The organism is Acidisarcina polymorpha (assembly GCF_003330725.1).
Classification (GTDB): Bacteria; Acidobacteriota; Terriglobia; order Terriglobales; family Acidobacteriaceae; genus Acidisarcina; species Acidisarcina polymorpha.
Map to the genome: position 1 here is coordinate 5,438,636 of NZ_CP030840.1, position 14,860 is coordinate 5,453,495.

Here is a 14,860-nt window from a genome sequence, read left to right on the forward strand (position 1 = left end):
ACCTGCCATGCAGGGGCACCTGGAGTTCCATCCGACGCAGGTTTATGATGTTGTTCAGTTAGGAATGAAGCCATGATCGACCAAACTGGAGAAGGGCCGCTCGACGAATTCAAAGAGAAGATCACTGAAGTGTTGGAGCTCCTCAACAAGGACAACATTCCTATCATCATCGCTGATGAAGGGAAGATTGAGAGCGTACTTCAAGGCCCCGGTTCCCATGTAGATGCGCTGCAGGCTCTTGAACACAGCGAGACCGTCGAAGCCGTGCGCCGAGGTCTCGTGGAAGCTGATGCCGGCCAGATGCGGCTGCTCGACGAAGCGCTTCGCGCGGTGCTCTCGAGCACTTCGAAAAAGTAGTAAATGGCGTCTTGACATAGTGGCCATCTTCTAGTGAACGCCGTGCAAAAGGATGCGACTACTTAGCAGCCGGCGCGAGGTTTACCTGGAAACCAGTTACTTTTCCGGACTGCGGATCAATGTCGCAAACGAATGTGAAATCCTGCCATCCCTTGGGGATACGGGCCGAGCCGCTACCAATCAGCTTGGCCATGCTTTCAAGTGTGAGTGTTTTTGGATCGTCGGTCCCCAGAAAGACCCGGTCAACGCCGGGGAGTTGTTTCTTCAAGGCGGCCACTGCAGCCGGACGGCAGATCGTCTCTCCTACCTTCTTAGCGTTGCTCCACTCTTCCGCCAGCTTTCGCTCCTGAACAGAGCGAAGCGTCCTGATCTGTCTTTCGATGATCGCGGTCTCGGCGGACGACAGCTCCGGCTCGGTAGACGCGGCAGTTTGACCAATCGCCTGGATTACCGTTCCAGTGAGCAGAAGGAGGCCTAAGCGGCTCCAATTCACAAGTTTCACTCGTCCTCCTTGGAAGCCAGCCTCTTCGTTTCGGCAAGTTGATTGTGCAGTGTTCAGCTTCAATATACGACAGGGGACACTTTCAAGATGCGTCGTCCTTAGCGCCAAATGCATCTTTCTAAGTAACACCCGCAATTGGAGGATCAACCATGGCGCTTCCATCCACGGATAGAACGGCGAAACAGGCAACTATGGCGGCGCGTGTCACAGAGAATCCGGCGGTCAAGAGAGGGACCCGGCCGCGGGTGCTGATCATTGGTAGCGGCTTTGCCGGACTTCACGCGGCGATGGGATTGGCAAAGGTGCCCGTGGATATCACTCTCATCGATCGCCGCAACCATCACACCTTCCAGCCGCTGCTCTATCAGGTTGCGCTTGCGGTGTTGTCCCCCGCCAATATTGCCCAGCCGATTCGCTCGATGTTTCGCGACCAGCAAAATATTGAAGTGCTGATGGATGAGGCGATCCATTTCGATCTCGATGCACGGCGCGTGGCGATGAAGAGCGGCGCAACGATGGAATACGACTACCTCATGGTCGCTACTGGATCGACCCATTCGTACTTCGGCAAGGATGAGTGGGCCAAGCTCGCGCCGGGTTTGAAAACGGTGGAAGATGCAACCGAGATTCGCCGCAGGGTGTTGCTGGCATTCGAATTGGCAGAGCGGCAGATGCTCGAGACGGGCTCTCATCCCCCGCTCAACTTTGTCATCGTTGGCGGCGGACCGACCGGCGTGGAACTGGCAGGTGCGATTTCTGACATTGCCAAGCTTTACATGAGGCGAGACTTCAGGCACATCAACCCGGCGATGGCGCGGGTATTGATTCTGGAGGGCGGCCCAAGGATCCTGCCCAGCTATCCTGAAGATCTTTCGGCAAAGGCAGTCGAACAACTCGCAACTCTGGGCGTCGAAGTCCAGGTGAATGCCAGAGTGACGGACATTCAGCCAGGCTATGTAGTGATGGACAACAAGCGCATTGATGCGGTGGTGACGCTTTGGGCAGCCGGAGTCCAGGCTTCTCCCTTAGGGAAGCTTTTGGGCGTCGAGACGGACAAGCGCGGATGTGTGCTGGTTGATCTGCATCTGAACCCAGCGGGACATCCAGACGTCTTTGTTTGCGGCGATCTGGCTCATGTTGTTGAAAACGGACGCCAGATTCCCGGCGTCGCCCAGCCGGCAATGCAGATGGGTGACCACGTAGCCCAAATGATTGCACAAGATATCGATGGTAAACCTCGCACGAACTTCCATTACTTCGACAAGGGCGACATGTCCACGATTGGACGAATGGCCGCAGTCGCGAAGGTCGAGTGGCCGTTCAAAGCCCACTGGGGCGGTTTTCTTGCCTGGGCTACCTGGCTGGTCGTGCATATCTTTTTCCTGATTGGCTTCCGCAATCGGCTGGCCGTGCTCTTTGAGTGGACCTACACCTATTTCACCTTCTCGCGTGGGGCGCGCTTAATCACCGGAGATCAGACGCTGCCCGGCTGGAACGAGCAGGAGGGAGTAAGCTCAGACCCCACGCTCACAGCGCTTGATACTACTTCACCAGGAGTAAGAGATGGCCTCAAGGGACATGCTTCCGAGGCGTCGAATGTCGCCGCCCGGACTGAAGAGCCGGCCAAGCAGCCCGCTTGAGGTTCTTCTTCGCCGAAGTGGCAGTACTTACTACTCTTCTGGTGCTTGATCTGATACGGGTGTGCTGATGAACCTGCTATTGAAGTCGAAGCTTCCATAAAGGTCAAAGAGAAATGCCTCAGTCGAAGCGCGACCATCGTGGATCGCGCTCGGTGAGCCAACCAAAAAGCAGACCGATGGTGGCCCAGAGGATGAGTTGAAGCGCCCAGGAGGAAAGACGGAAGCGCCACAGAACATCCGCAGGAAACGCGGCCGGAACCTCATCGATGGACGGAAGGAAGTGGGCCGCCAGAGCGGTGAGGGCGATGAAAGCCGCAGCGCCTAAGAGTGTTCCGCTCCATATTCCGAATTTGCAACTCAGGCGAGAAGCGACCTCTGAGGAGAAGACAATTGCCGCGATCGAAGCGAGAACCATAAGGAAAAATGCTGCCGTCCGCATACCGATGGTGTCGGAAAGCCCGACCGCCGGAGGGCTTGCCGGATACTTCACTGTGGGGACGAAGGCGATTGCGACAAATCCCAGGAAGCCAAGGAGCGCGGCGAGCGCACGCGGATTGCTCGGACCAAAACGTCCGTAGGTGAAGGCAAAAACCAGCCCGAAGATACCGCCTAGAGCAGCGCCGAATCCGACCGTGGCTGTAAGGAGTCCAGCAGTCTTTTGCACCCGGCGGCTGAACACCTCCGCCTCCGGTGCTTCGCCTCTGGCCTGAGCTGCAGCGTTCTCAAACGCGATCGAGCGATCTACCTGGGGTTCGCCTAGCCAATGCGCTGAAAGAAAGACCAGGATGCCAGCGATGACGCCAACGATCATCCCGCGCAACAGCAGACTACTTGTCATCTCTCATCCGTTGAGGGATTTGGGTTCTTAGTGACAAGGAAAGCCGAGGAGGTGGCGACCGTCGTGGACGAACTCGTGAATGGTTCGACCATGCATCATGCTGGTGGCGCCTTGCTCCGCGCCGACAAAATAGATCACAAGAAGGAGGAGAAGCCCCGCAAAGACTGCCCAAGGAAAAATCTCCGACAAGGGAATCGCCGGAACCAAGACGGGTTGTGGGGCGGAGCTGGTGTTCGCGGATGCCATGATCAATCTCCTGAGCTGGAACTTCTTCAGTTTAAAGCAAAGCAAAGTTGCTGTCAGGTGGTGGAAAGTCATTACGCAGGCATGCTCTGACGGAAAACTCAAACGGATGCCACGCCCCACCTGCTGTTCCTTGGTCCCGTGCACACGTTCTCATAGGATGAACTCCTGTACGAAACCTCGCTAGATAAAACCTCGCTACATAAAACCTCGCTGGATGAAAATCTGGACTAGATAAAATCTGGACTGGATAAAATCTGCGATAGATAGAATCTGCATTGGATAGTCACGATCTGACCTGCGCTCGATGCCCGCATCTGTTTCTCCAATCCGTCTCACTCTCATCAGCGCTCCAGCTACGCGCCAGTTGCAGGAAGGTATTTTCCTCGGGGATGAAGGCCTGGATGCGTCGGCCCGCGCGCAGCTCGAGCGGGTCCGTTGGACAGCAGATCCAGGCCAGAAGATTTGGGTGTCTCCGGAAGCTCGAACAAGAGAGACAGCCAAGGCGCTCGGGGTGAACGCGGAAGAGGCGCCGGAACTACGGGAATGTGATTTCGGTTTATGGCGTGGTCGTTCCTTGCAGGAGATTCACCACGAAGATCCAGTCGGCCTTCGACTCTGGATCCAGGATCTAGGGTCATGTCCTCACCGAGGCGAGTCGTTCCTGCAATTAATGGAACGCGTGGGGGAATGGCTCGACCTCCGGCGAGAAGCTGGCTCTTGCGTGGTCATTACCCATGCATCGGTCATTCGCGCGGCCATCGTGCATGCTCTATCCGCGCCGCAGGAGAGCTTTCGCCGAATAGAATTAGGCCCGCTCACGCTAACGGACATTCGCCAGAACGGCGCCCAGTGGCACGTTCGGTCGATGGGAGTTCGGCTGACGAACGCCGAGGGGTCCGCGGAGCATGAAGAACCGCAATGTGACTAGATTCCCGCCAAGCAGCCTGCTCTAGTTTCGTCGGGTTCATTGCAGTGATGAAAGACCTTCGCTCCGTGCCTCGCAGCTCATTGCCGGTAGATGCGGGCCTCCCAGGGGCTCAGGTTGAGAACTGTGCTGTTTTCCTCTTTGGATTTCAAGTTGGAAAGTGCGAGTCTCCCTGCCTGCAGACCATCTGGCAGTTTGTATTGGACTGTCGATGGAGAAAAGTTCAACACGATGAGGTATCTCTGGTCGCCAAGCATCCTGGTGTAGGCAAAGATGGAGGAGTTCTCTGGGTCGATGTCCTTGTAGTCGCCGTAGATCAGCGCGGGAGTCTTGCTGCGAAGCGCGATCATCTGCTGATAATAGTGATAGATCGAGTCGGGATTCGCCAGCTCTTCTTTGGCGTTGATCTGGGAATAGTTCGGGTTGACGGCGAGCCATGGCTTCGACCCCGTGGTAAAGCCGCCGTTGGCGGTTGTGTCCCACTGCATCGGCGTGCGCGAGTTGTCGCGGCTGGTCTTTTTCAGGTTGGCGATGTAGTCCCCGGCGCTTATCTTGCCTGTGAGGACGTCGGCCTTATAGCCGTTCTTGACCTCGATGTCGTCGAAGTCTTCGATGCGTTCGAAAGGATAGTTCGTCATCCCGAGCTCGTCTCCCTGATAGACAAAGGGCGTTCCTTTCATCGTAAGCAGAAGGGTCGCAAGCAGCTTTGCGGAAGGCGCCCGGTTGGCGGCGGAGTCGTCGCCAAAGTTCGAAACAATGCGCGGATTGTCATGGTTAGAAAGGAAAATCGTGTTCCAGCTGTGTAAGTCGAGGACCGCGTCCTGACGGTCGTAAACGGCCTTGAGTTCTGGCAGCGTAAAGGGCTTCCATAACCTTCCATTGCGATTAATGCGTACGGTATCGAAATTGAAGATCATGTTGAGTTCGCGGCGGCGTTCGTCGACCAGTAAGTGCGTTTGGTCGAGGGTGATGCCGAGCGCCTCGCCGACGGTCATGACGTCGTACTTCGATAGCACCTCGCGGTTCATCTCCTGGAGGTAATCATGGAGATGCGGGCCCGCGGCATAGACGAATTGCGGCGCTTTGAGCTCGTCCGGCGTAAGGTCGGGAAAGGCCTGGTTCTTGGAGATGAACGGGATCACGTCCATGCGGAAGCCGTCAACGCCCTTGTCGAGCCAGAACTTCATCAAATCATGGACCTCGGCGCGGACTTTGGGGTTGTCCCAGTTAAGATCGGGCTGCTTCTCAGCAAAATAGTGAAGATAGTATTCGTTGGTTCCGGCATCTTTCTTCCACGTGGAGCCCGAGAAGAAAGAGGGATCGTTGTTCGGAGGGAGTTCGGCTCCATTCGGCCCTGTCTTGCCGGGACGCCAGAGGTAGTAATCCCGGTAAGGGTTGTCCTTCGATTTACGGCTCTCGACAAACCAGCGGTGTTCGTCGCTCGTATGATTCACGACGAGATCGATGATGAGTTTCATATGACGCTGCTTGATGCCTTTGAGCATGGCGTCGAAATCATCCATGGTGCCGAATTCTCTCATCACCTTGCGGTAATCGCGGATATCGTAGCCGTTGTCCGCATTGGGTGAGTCGAAATGCGGACTGAGCCAGATGACATTGACACCCAGGGCCTGCAGATAATCGAGCTTCGAAGTGATCCCGGGCAGGTCCCCGATGCCGTCGCCGTTCGAGTCCTTAAAGGAACGTGGATAGATCTGGTAGACGACTGCTTCCTTCCACCATTTGCGGATATAACCATTGGAAGTCGTGCTTAAAAGATTGGGATCTGCACTCATCGTAGAGCTTTGCACCTGCGGAGTTTCTGTCTGTTCTGGGATGCCTGCTGCCGGAGACTCGGAGGGCAGCAAGACAGCGGCCAATGCGAACATGCTCACGAGCGACCAGCAAAGTTTCTCAATCCACATAGGTGTACACGGCTCCGGTTAGTGTGGCGCGGGGAACGATCGTTTCGCCCGAGCTTCTATATATAACCGTCGAATGCGTCTACGTACACTTCCGGTCGTGCAACTCGCGTTGAAATGGACCTGCGTCGAGGTGATGATGCGTGGACGCAGTCTCGACCTGGTGCCAGGCTTCTCGATCACTGGCGGCGGTACGTATCCAGCTGGGATTGCGACGAAGAATAATTGTGGGCCATTTTCTCACAAGTGAGTCGTGTATCGTGACGATAACAGACCCCGTATCTTCGGTGAATGAAAAGGCAGTCCGGAAAGAATGCATACGTTTGCGGCGATCGACATAGGTTCGAACTCCTGCCGTCTGAAGATCGCACGAGTGGTGCAACACCGCCTGAAGGTTGTCCACGAAGACCGGGAAGTGACTCGGCTGGGTACGAGCGTCTTTGATACCGGGCTCATCTCTCCACAGGCAATGGCGGACACCCTCGCCGCACTGAAACGTTTCTATCGAGCGGTGCAGGAGTTCGGCGCCGATCAGGTGCGGGCGGTCGCCACTTCGGCGATGCGGGATGCGCGCAACGCCCGGGCTTTTCTCGCGTGGGTCCGCGATGAGACCGGTTGGGAGGTGGAGATCATCTCCGGGCTGGAGGAGGGCCGGCTGATCCATCGCGGGGTCATGAGCAACGAGGAGGGCCTAGCCGGAAACTGCCTGCTCATCGATGTCGGCGGGGGCAGCTGCGAGATCTCGCTCTCCGAACACAAGCGCATCAAGGATACGTTGAGTTTACCCCTGGGAGCGGTGCGCCTGACCCAGGAGTTCCTGGTTAACGACCCGCCAGCCCCCCAGGACATTGCGCGGATGAAGCAGTTCATCGCTCGGGAATTGCGTCGCGCGGAACGAAGGAATATCGCTTCCCTGGTGAAGAACGTCATCGCTACCTCGGGCACCGCCGCGGCGCTGGCCGAATCCAGCCGGTTTCTGGTCAAGACTCGAGCCGCGAAGGCATCTGTAAAAACCGCCATCAAGTCCGACCCCCATCTAATCGCCACGCGCGCCATACGCCGTTTAGCCGAAAAGCTGACCAAGCTCGAGAATCCCGCGCGGGCGGCAGTGCCCGGCATTGGTCCTCGGCGCTCCGAGATCATTGTCGCCGGTGCGCATGTGTATGCAGAGATCCTGGAACGTTTTGCTCTGCCCGGATTTCAGTATTCGGCACTGGGGTTGAGAGATGGCATCCTTGCGCAAATGCTGGCAGAGCGGGATGAACGAGCGCCGTTGCACGAGGTGTTCGAGCGTGAGCGCTGGGAGGGCGTGCTCGAAACCTGCCGGCGGTATGGTGTCGATCCCAGATCTGCGGAGCCCATCTGCGACCACGCTACTCAACTCTTCAAGGACCTGCAGAAAGTGCATGAGTTGCCGGCGGAGTATTTGGATTGGTTGCAGGCCGCTGCAATGCTGAAGGACATCGGCAAGTTCATGAACTACCAGGGTCATCACCGGCATGCGCAGTACATCATTGCCAATTCCGAGCTCTACGGGTTCACGCCGCACCAGCGGGCGGTGACCTCAGCCATCGCCCGCTATCTCGGCAAGAGCCGCCCGGTAGCGGAAGGCCGAACCATGCGGCAGGTGCTCCCCGCCGATCATGAGCCGGTAAAACGCGCAGTCGTCCTGCTTCGATTGGCAGTCGCTTTGAACCAGGATCGCGCCAGTGATGTTCTTAGAGTGACAGCGAGGGTGTATCCAAAGCGGGTGATTCTGGAACTGACGCCGGGACGAACCGGCGCTGAGCTCGAGCTATGGTCGCTGCGCAAAGAATCGGGCTACTTCTTCGAAGTTTTCAAACGCGAGCTCTTGGTAACACTCGAATAGAGAGTGCGCAGCATTCTCGCATCGAGCAGCCAATTGAGCGTAGAGGGCCGTCGCGTGCAATCGACTCTGGCAAGTGCTCCCTTGCGCAGACGGATGCTGGCGCGTTCCGGGGCGCCGTGGCCATTCGCGCTCGCACAAGAGATGAGCGAGCTGAGGAACTGCTGCAAGTTGGGGTTGTGGCCGACGATCAACACGTTTTCATGAACAGAAAGATCGGAGACCAGGGAATGAAAATCGGCGACGCTGCCGGATGGAGCGAGTGCATCCGCAAGCGTTATTTTGGTCTCATATCCGATCTCCATGCCCACAAGAGATGCGGTCTGAAGAGCACGCTTGAGCGGGCTTGAGGCTATGCAGTCAAAATGTACATTGAGCGCATTCAGACACGTGGCGATCAACATGCACTGTTGTTTGCCTTCCTTGTCGAGCGGGCGCTTGACATCGATGACGGGATTGGCGCGGCGGGTTCCAGCACTGGCATGGCGAAGTACATACAAATTCATCGTTAGGGGAGCTTCTCTCTTGGCGGCGACTGCCAACCGAGAAGAAGAAACGTCCTCGGTTGGCCACCAGCGGCGTTATTCACCTAATTGTAACAATTGAGAACCACCCCGAATGTTAAAAGGCCGGCCGCCCGCGGGTTTCCGCCATACCTCAATTGGATCAGGTCAGTGGAGCCGGGGCGGGGATTGGCTCGATAGGAAAACCGGGATCGATTCCGGGTGTTTCCGGCCCAGGGATGGGGACCGGTTCCGGATCGGGCGCCGGATCGGGATCCGGTTCGGGAAAAGGTCCCGGAAATGATGACATGGAATAAAGGGCCGTCAGGCGGTCTTCAACGTTCATAGGACACCTCTACTGGTGGGAGTAGTCGGGAGATGAGGTGGTTGCTTTTTGGGCATCGAGCTTCCACAGTTCACTAACCAAGAGACCCTTCAAGTATCTTTTCCCGGCGATCCGTGAGAGCCCCGCTTGATCGAGCAGAGCCGCATAATTTGGAAGCGTACGTACCTTGAGTCCTGTCAGTAGCCCGAAGGCCCGGTAAAGGCTTGCCACAATCAGGCGCGAAGGCCACTTCATCAGCCCCTCCGCGGGGAGCGCGAACTCCGAGACGAGCCAGATTGCCTCTGGAGCTAGGCGGGGAACAATCTTGGCGACCAGGCCAGCGATTTCGTCTACGTTGAAACAATCAAGAAAAAAATTCGCGACCACAAGGTCATACCCCGTCCCTTCAAAATCCAATTTGCGTGCGTCGGCTTGCAGCGGCCGCAGGCGTTCTTCGGCGGAGGGCCCGAGGCGAGCTGCTCGAGCAGCGAGGAGTTCGAGCATGATGCTGCTGGAGTCGATCGCGTCCACTTCGACTTTGGCATTCGAAGCGAGGAGGCGGGCGGTAAAGCGGCCATCGCCGTCGCCGAGGATGAGCGCACGCCGTGAGTGGCCTAACTTGGAAAGGAAGTGGAAACGGCAGCGTTCAAGGTATGGGCCAAAGGTGAGGAATTCCAGGGGACGGTAGGCGCGGGCGACCGGGTCGAAGTTTGGGGAATCTTCCGCTCTCATCTCACGAACGGCAAAACTAAGAGCGGGGTAAGCAGACTGGCATCGGCGGCAATGCGCAGCGCCAGCGGCGAAAGCTCCTCGCGAAAGCCATCGACGGTGGCGAGACAAGCGGCCGCCATGAGCGCGGCAAGGTAGACGGGATTACCCGGCTTCAACAGAACCAGAGACGCAGCTGCGACCGCAAGCGACCAAGCAACGACACGGAAGTTGTTCGAAGCCCAGCGAGTGCTGGGGTGCGATCCTGCCAGAGAAGACGCCGTTATGGGCAGGTCATTTTCCCAGCGTTCGATCGCGACGCAATTCAACCAGCAAAGCGCAGCAAAGATGGCGATCGCCGGTAGCAGGGTCATGCGGCGACCATCAATCCGTGACCATGCCGGAATTGCGGTTGCGCCGGCAAAGACAATGCCCACGGCGAGTTCCTTCGGCAGCCACGGGTTTTGATTACTGGCAGGGCTATGGACGAGGAAAAGGTAACAGAGAGCTCCTAGGAAGAGAATGGTGTCTTCGTAGCGGGCCTGCGGCATCATTCGCATGAGAATCAGCCAAACCAGGACAGATCCGACGATGGCAGCCGCGGACAGGAACGCGGTGCGATGGCGGGCGTGGAAGTAATGCCTCTCGCGCAATGGTGTCAACGTCGATGAATGAGAGCCGTCCAGGATGCGGTCGGCGATATAGATAAGCCATGTTCCCAAGCAGAGAATGAGGGGCGCGTGCCAGGGAAGATGGGTGTGCATGGCTACGGCGAAGAGGATCGACCAGCAAGCAGCTACGGTGGGCGCATCAAGACTCAGAAGATGCCATCCTCCCATGATGACCACCCCACTCCGGCGAAGCCAGGAATGGGGAGCGACCGGCTTTACGGGTAGGGATTGTTCTCTGAGGGAGACAGAATCTACGGCGGTAGCCACATACCTATTTTACTGGGCGATTCCGAGTACCTGGTCTGCCGACGCTCACCGATATTTAGCCCCGCAGTAAGATACCTCAGCTTGCAAGACGAAACCGCGCTTTAGCAGTGAGAAAGAATCACAGTTAAAGGTTTACTGTAGCGTTTTAGTTCACCGTTGTTTGGGCCCGCTGAGTTCTCTCTAGACCTTTGCGTTTTCCATAGCCTCAAAATGCTCACTAGCGCCGGCATGGTTCTTGTTTCGCGCCTTCTTTGCCGGCGCTGAATGTGGCTTAGAGTGCTCGCGGTGCTGCTTCGCGGGAGATGCCGGGAGGTATTTGGGTATATCGCTCACGCTTGCCTTACCTTCGGCCAGACGCATCAGGAAGGTCTGTGACTCAAATCGAGGGGCGGATTTATAAGGTTCAACGGTATTCGCGTAGTAGTAAGTGCCATCGGATGCTTCGAGGCGTGTTTTGACGTTGTCCGCCAGAAAAGCGGCCAGAATTTCATCCCGCAGCCGGGCTCGGAGATGAGGATCCTTGATCGGGAAGACTACTTCACAGCGTTCAAAGAGGTTGCGAGTGAGCCAATCCGCGCTGCCGCAGTAGACTTCCTCGTCGCCGCCGTTTGCGAAATAAAAAATCCGGCTATGCTCCAGGAAGCGCCCCACGATCGAGCGGACGCGGATGTTTTCGCTGATGCCTTTCAGGCCGGGGCGGAGAGCGGACATGCCACGCACGATCAGGTCGATCTGCACCCCTGCTTGAGAAGCCGCATAGAGGGCCTCAACGACACTGGGCTCGAGCAATGCGTTCATCTTTGCGATGATTTGTGCGGGGTGACCGGCGGCGGCATGTTCGGTCTCCCGGTGGATCAGGCGAATGAAGGTCTCTGCGAGCGTGAGCGGGGAGACGAGCAACGGCTTATAGTCGTCGGACTCGGAGTGTGCGGTCAGATAGCGGAAGACATTATGCGCGCCGAGCGTAATCTCGGGGTCGGAAGTGAGCAGGCTGATATCGGTGTAGAAGCGGGCGGTGCTGGGATTGTAGTTGCCGGTGCCGAGGTGAGCATAGCGGCGGGTGACCCCATCTTCGTCATGGCGGACCAGCAGGGCGAGCTTGCAGTGGGTCTTCAGGCCGAGAATGCCATGGAAGACCTGAACGCCCGCATCTTCGAGGTTGCGCGCCCAGCGGATATTCGAGGCTTCGTCGAAGCGCGCCATCAATTCGACCACCACCGTCACTTCCTTGTTCTGTGCAGCGTCGACCAGCGCCTGGAAAATAGGAGAATCGGAACTCGTCCTGTATAGCGTCTGTTTGATCGAGAGGACCCGTGGATCGGCGGCGGCTGACTGAATAAAGCCGACCACGCCATCATACGAATCAAAGGGATGGTGCAGTAAAATGTCCCGGCGACGGAGATCATCGAACAAATCGGTTGCGTTGCGGCTGAGCCGCAGTTCCCGGGGAACGAAGGGCTGAAATTTCAGATCCGGACGTGGAGTGTCGCTATAGAGATTCATGAGCCGCGACAGGTTGACCGGGCCGTCGGTGCGGTAGACCTGGCTGTCCTCGAGCTCGAAATTGATGCGCAGGCGATCAATAATCTCGGGATCGGCGGACTCTTCGATCTCCAAACGGACGGCGTCCCCCTTGCGACGGTTATGGAGTTCCGTGCGCACGGTCTCGAGCAGATTCCTCGCCTCTTCTTCCTCGAAGTAGAGATTGCTGTTGCGCGTCACCCGAAAGGCAGCTTTCGACAGGATTTCGTAGCCGCGATACATGCCAGCTGCATGATGTTCGATCAGATCGTGAAGGAAGATGAAGTCGTGGGTTCCGATGCTGGATGGCAGACTGACCAGCCTCGGCAACGCCCGGGGTACGGTAACGACGCCGAGCAGAGAGTTCTGCGCGCCGGCTCCGCGTCTCTTCCGCCTTAGGAGCAGGGCCAGACAAAGAGCCTTGTTAATGACCCTGGGGAAAGGATGGGCTGGGTCAAGGGTGATTGGCGTGAGCAGAGGATCAACTTCTTTTTGGTAGAAGTCGCTCGCGATCGCTTGAGCGGGCGCATCCAGTTCGTCCCATTTCAGCACACGGACGCCATTTGAGTGCAGTTCCGGGAGCAGCTGATCGTTCCAGCAGCGATATTGCTCGCGGACGAAGTTGTGAACGTTCTCGCTCAAGTCGGAGAGGGCCTGCTGCGGCGTCAGTCCGTCCGGACCTGGTTCTTTGTAACCGTCTTCAATTCGCTGGAGGACGCCGGCGATCCGAATTTCCGCGAATTCGTCAAGATTGCTCGCGGTAATAGCGAGGAATTTGACTCGTTCGAGCAAAGGATTTGAGGCATCCTGCGCCTCCTCCAATACTCGCAGGTTGAAGGCCATCCAGGATTCGTCTCGACCGATGACCAGGGTTTCGGGGCGCGACTTGATTTCGGGCATATAGATGTATGCTGAGAACTACCTCAGAAATGTTTACATGAACTTAAGCACGAGGAAGATGAATTCCGCGAAAAGAATTCACTTCGATCATTAAAGCTTGCTCCTGGATGTGTGCATAGCAGGTGCGTCTGCGCTTTTTGAGATCGTGGTGCTACCTCGTTGCATCCAAACGAGGACACTGACGAATTCCTAGGTAGAGAAAGGGCTATTGAGTGGCTGAGGTGAAAGGTTTGCTGCGCTTGACCGCAGTCGGGCTTCTTGGAGCGTTCGTATCGATTAGCTCACAAGCTCAATCTCCTCAGCCGGCCACTGGAGCTTCCAGTCCTCCGCCCGCGGCTCCATCGGCGCCACAAGCACCACCGAGCACCTCGTACCAGGGGAGCGTGACTGATGAAAAGGCCACTTCCGAGGTTTTGCAGTTGACCTTGGATGATGCCATTCAACGGGGGCTGAAGCATAATCTGGGACTCATTCTGACCGGGCAAAATCAGCAAGGCGCGAGCGGCCAGCGTTTGCAGCAGCTCCAGGCATTGCTGCCCAATGTCGATGCGAGCATCAAAGAAGCGGTGCAACAGACCAATCTCCAGGCAGAAGGGCTGCGTATACCGGGTTTTCCGTCCATTATCGGTCCATACGGGTACACCGACGCCCGGGCAAGCATGAGCTGGTCGCTGCTGAACATCGCTTCTTTAAAAAGCTACCTGGCATCCAAGCATTACTTCCAGGAGGCGCAGCTTTCCGTCCAGGACGCCCGGGATATGGTCGTGTTGACGGTGGGGAACGCTTACCTGACGTGCATCGCCGATGCCTCGTTGATCGAGAGCGACCAGGCGCAGGTGGCGACCTCCAAGGTGTCGCTTGATCAGGCGGTTGCGAACCATCAAGCGGGGACCTCTCCCCTGCTCGATGAGCTGCGGGCCAGGGTGGACTACCAGACCCAACAGCAATCGTTGATTTCTGCCCAGAACCAATTTGAAAAGGACAAGATAGCCTTGGCGCGAGCGATCGGATTACCGCTGGAGCAAAAGTTTATCTTGTCCGACCAGGCGCCCTACGCCGTGCTGGATGATTTGAACCCCGAAAGCCTGGTATCGCAAGCCATCGGTTCGCGCAGCGATCTGAAGGCGCTCACCGAAGACGTGAATGGGGCGAAAGATCAACGCTCCGCAGCAACGGCAGAGCGCTACCCGACCATCGATTTCCAGGGCGATTATGGCGACATCGGGGTCAACCTTCGCCACTCTCATGGTACCGGTGACGCCAGCGGGACGCTGAGCGTACCCGTCTTCCAAGAAGGAAAGCTACGCGGCGACGCGCGCCTCACGCAATCGGAGTTGGACCAGAGGCTGGCCCAGTTGAGCGACCTCAATGGGCAGATCAACGCTGATATCCGCGATAGTATTCTCGACATCCAATCGGCCCAAAAGCGGGTCGAAGTTTCGCGGAGCAATGTTCAATTGGCGACCGAGGCCTTGAGCGAAGCCCAGCAGAGATACGCAGCCGGCGTGTCGGACAACCTGGCAGTCTCACAGGCCCAACAGGCGATGGCGCAGGCCGACAATCAATACGTAAGCAGTCTCTATCAACATAATGTAGCCAAGTTGTCGCTCGCCCGCGCGCTGGGACTAGCTGACCAGAACTACAAGCGTTACGTCGGAGGTAAGTGAG

14 protein-coding genes are annotated in these 14,860 nt (G+C 57.1%); 5 read left to right on the top strand and 9 right to left on the bottom strand.

Annotated features, from left to right (window positions below):
* Positions 1–72: 72 nt before the first annotated feature.
* A complete protein-coding gene (locus ACPOL_RS23115) occupies positions 73–357 on the top strand; it encodes a hypothetical protein (protein WP_114209146.1) in 285 nt (94 codons plus the stop codon).
* Between the two features lie 58 nt (positions 358–415).
* On the opposite strand, the gene ACPOL_RS23120 is transcribed toward ACPOL_RS23115, so the two are convergent.
* Entirely contained in the window at positions 416–859 is a 444-nt protein-coding gene (locus ACPOL_RS23120; protein WP_114209147.1) for a hypothetical protein, read from the bottom strand.
* Between the two features lie 191 nt (positions 860–1,050).
* Between ACPOL_RS23120 and ACPOL_RS23125 the strand changes: the two genes are divergently transcribed.
* Positions 1,051–2,499: an NAD(P)/FAD-dependent oxidoreductase gene (locus ACPOL_RS23125; RefSeq protein ID WP_114210998.1), complete on the top strand. Its 1,449-nt coding sequence runs from the start codon at positions 1,051–1,053 to the stop codon at positions 2,497–2,499.
* A gap of 118 nt (positions 2,500–2,617) precedes the next feature.
* Here the strand turns inward: ACPOL_RS23125 and ACPOL_RS23130 are convergent, their stop codons facing one another.
* Positions 2,618–3,337 (bottom strand): CbtA family protein, encoded by a 720-nt coding sequence (locus tag ACPOL_RS23130; protein WP_114209148.1) that lies wholly within the window; start codon positions 3,335–3,337, stop codon positions 2,618–2,620.
* A gap of 27 nt (positions 3,338–3,364) precedes the next feature.
* A complete protein-coding gene (locus tag ACPOL_RS23135; protein ID WP_114209149.1) occupies positions 3,365–3,583 on the bottom strand; it encodes a CbtB domain-containing protein in 219 nt (72 codons plus the stop codon).
* 304 nt (positions 3,584–3,887) lie between these two features.
* Here ACPOL_RS23135 and ACPOL_RS23140 point away from each other — a divergent pair, with 304 nt between their 5' ends.
* The gene (locus ACPOL_RS23140; RefSeq protein WP_114209150.1) at positions 3,888–4,511 is read left to right on the top strand and encodes a histidine phosphatase family protein; all 624 of its coding nucleotides are present in this window, start codon (positions 3,888–3,890) and stop codon (positions 4,509–4,511) included.
* Between the two features lie 77 nt (positions 4,512–4,588).
* Here ACPOL_RS23140 and ACPOL_RS23145 read toward each other — a convergent pair whose 3' ends face one another.
* Positions 4,589–6,433 carry a glycoside hydrolase family 13 protein gene (locus tag ACPOL_RS23145; RefSeq protein WP_236656974.1) on the bottom strand — a complete coding sequence of 615 codons (1,845 nt, stop codon included), beginning with the start codon at positions 6,431–6,433 and terminating at the stop codon, positions 4,589–4,591.
* 310 nt (positions 6,434–6,743) lie between these two features.
* Here ACPOL_RS23145 and ACPOL_RS23150 point away from each other — a divergent pair, with 310 nt between their 5' ends.
* On the top strand, positions 6,744–8,300 hold the full coding sequence (locus ACPOL_RS23150; RefSeq protein ID WP_114209151.1) for a Ppx/GppA phosphatase family protein: 1,557 nt from the start codon (positions 6,744–6,746) through the stop codon (positions 8,298–8,300).
* Here the strand turns inward: ACPOL_RS23150 and ACPOL_RS23155 are convergent.
* The 5 genes from ACPOL_RS23155 to ppk1 all read right to left on the bottom strand — a co-directional run bounded on the left by ACPOL_RS23155 (position 8,252) and on the right by ppk1 (position 13,192).
* Entirely contained in the window at positions 8,252–8,803 is a 552-nt protein-coding gene (locus tag ACPOL_RS23155; RefSeq protein ID WP_114209152.1) for a SixA phosphatase family protein, read from the bottom strand. The two genes, ACPOL_RS23150 and ACPOL_RS23155, sit on opposite strands and share 49 nt — an antisense overlap.
* Positions 8,804–8,963: 160 nt before the next feature.
* Positions 8,964–9,146: a hypothetical protein gene (locus ACPOL_RS34270; protein ID WP_201758941.1), complete on the bottom strand. Its 183-nt coding sequence runs from the start codon at positions 9,144–9,146 to the stop codon at positions 8,964–8,966.
* Between the two features lie 9 nt (positions 9,147–9,155).
* Positions 9,156–9,857 carry a class I SAM-dependent methyltransferase gene (locus ACPOL_RS23165; protein WP_114209153.1) on the bottom strand — a complete coding sequence of 234 codons (702 nt, stop codon included), beginning with the start codon at positions 9,855–9,857 and terminating at the stop codon, positions 9,156–9,158.
* On the bottom strand, positions 9,854–10,771 hold the full coding sequence (locus ACPOL_RS23170) for a hypothetical protein (RefSeq protein WP_150133110.1): 918 nt from the start codon (positions 10,769–10,771) through the stop codon (positions 9,854–9,856). The genes ACPOL_RS23165 and ACPOL_RS23170 overlap by 4 nt, the downstream gene beginning before the upstream one ends.
* A 180-nt stretch (positions 10,772–10,951) precedes the next feature.
* Complete coding sequence (ppk1, locus tag ACPOL_RS23175; RefSeq protein ID WP_114209155.1) at positions 10,952–13,192, bottom strand: polyphosphate kinase 1; 2,241 nt, start codon at positions 13,190–13,192, stop codon at positions 10,952–10,954.
* Between the two features lie 383 nt (positions 13,193–13,575).
* Here ppk1 and ACPOL_RS23180 point away from each other — a divergent pair, with 383 nt between their 5' ends.
* On the top strand, positions 13,576–14,859 hold the full coding sequence (locus ACPOL_RS23180; protein ID WP_236656975.1) for a TolC family protein: 1,284 nt from the start codon (positions 13,576–13,578) through the stop codon (positions 14,857–14,859).
* Position 14,860 lies beyond the last annotated feature (1 nt).